This is a genomic window from Chitinimonas sp. BJB300 (genome assembly GCF_002735695.1).
Taxonomy (GTDB): Bacteria; Pseudomonadota; Gammaproteobacteria; order Burkholderiales; family Chitinimonadaceae; genus Chitinimonas.
The window spans coordinates 1-1,469 of sequence record NZ_PDZH01000299.1; the positions used below are offsets into that span (position 1 = coordinate 1).

The following is a 1,469-nucleotide window of genomic DNA, read 5'->3' on the forward strand; positions in this document are numbered from 1 at the left end:
AGGGCTTTGATCCGCCCCTGGGTGGCCGCATAGCCGTTCTGGTCGGCGGCGATCGCCTGGTCGCTGATCCGATCCGAGGGCGCTGTCAGGGTAGCCCCTGCTGCCCAGCTGACGGCGCTTGTCCACATCACGCCGATCAGCAACACGCCCTTCGCTACCTTTGTCTTCGTCTGTTTCATGGCTGCCTCTGTTTGATTTGTCCGGTACGTGACCCTGTTGGTCCCGCTTCCCTAGCGATCTAAACTGACGTTCACGTTCGGATCCTTGGCTTTCAACAGCGTCTCGTCGAACTTGAACCGCAGGCGCAGGTAGATCCCTTTCGCCGTCTGTTCCGGCCCGCTCAAGTCCCGGTCGCGGAAGCCGGTCCAGTTGTAGCCTGCCGATAGCCAGAGGTTCTCCTTCAACAGGTACCCCAGTTCCATCCCGTACGTGTATTGCCGGCTGCCGCCTTGTGGGCTGCCCAGTACACCCGCCATCAGGCCCACATCCCAGTTCTCGGTCAGGTCGTAGACGCCACGCCCGCTGACCAGCCAGGCGCGGTAAGTCCGCTGGTCAACGTTCAGGGTGTCGTCCGTGGTCTGCTTGCCCGCCAGGCGTCCGGTCAGCCACCACGGTCGGCTCGGGTGGTAGTCCAGGTGACCCGAGACGATGTGGGCGTTGTAGTGGTCGCCGCCGACGCCATTGTTGGCCTGGGGTTGCGAGTCATCCCTGACCATCTTGTACTCATACCGCGCGAGGCCATTCACCCGGTTGTTGTCGACCGGCCGCCAGGCAAACCCGATCTGCGCCCGGTCTTGCTTGGTATCGCCCAGCTTGCCGGTGCCGCTGGCGTTGTCGTTGTTGATGGTCCACAGCAGGTAGTTGCGCGCCAGCAAGGTCCAGTCACGGTTGAGCTTGCGGGCAAACGCGAGGGTGTTCAGCCATTGGTTCTGGCTCTGGTCGCCGGTGACCTGCTTGTTGTCGAACACGCGCCGCCATTCGAGTTTCGCCGAGGCTTTCCACAAGGGGCTGACGGCATAGTCCAGCCCGGTGGCGATGGCGGCGGCTTCCTGTTGCGTGCCTTTGAGGATCTGGAGGTATTCAACGCTGGTGTTGGCGGCTACCCCCTGGCTGAGGTTCCACACATTGCGCACGCCGGAGGCCAGTTGCTGGTCACGTACATCGGCCATCTGCACCGATTCGGCATCCCGCAGCCGGTATTCGCTGAAGACACTGCCGCCCGGCATATAGCTGCTGTCCACCCCGGCGATGAAGCTATTGCTCTTGTCGGCAGCACCCAGCGAGTAGGCGGAGGCGAGGCCGGTCTGACCTTCAAAGCGGCCATACAGCTTGCTGCGTTCGGTGAGCAGGTACTTCGCGCCGGCGCCGTAGCGGCGTTGGTCGGTGCCTTCCACGCTGTGTTCGGCATCGGCGTTCAGCGCGAAGCGGTCGGTCAACCAGTAGCCTGCCCCTAATCTGACAGTGGTCGA

Annotated in this window: 1 protein-coding gene; it reads right to left on the bottom strand. The window is 62.9% G+C overall.

The genetic code is table 11. From position 1 onward, the window contains the following. Positions 1 to 230: 230 nt before the first annotated feature. Positions 231 to 1,469, bottom strand: a 1,239-nt coding sequence (locus CSQ89_RS21480; protein ID WP_308418204.1) for a hypothetical protein, incomplete at its 5' end; no start/stop codon positions are given.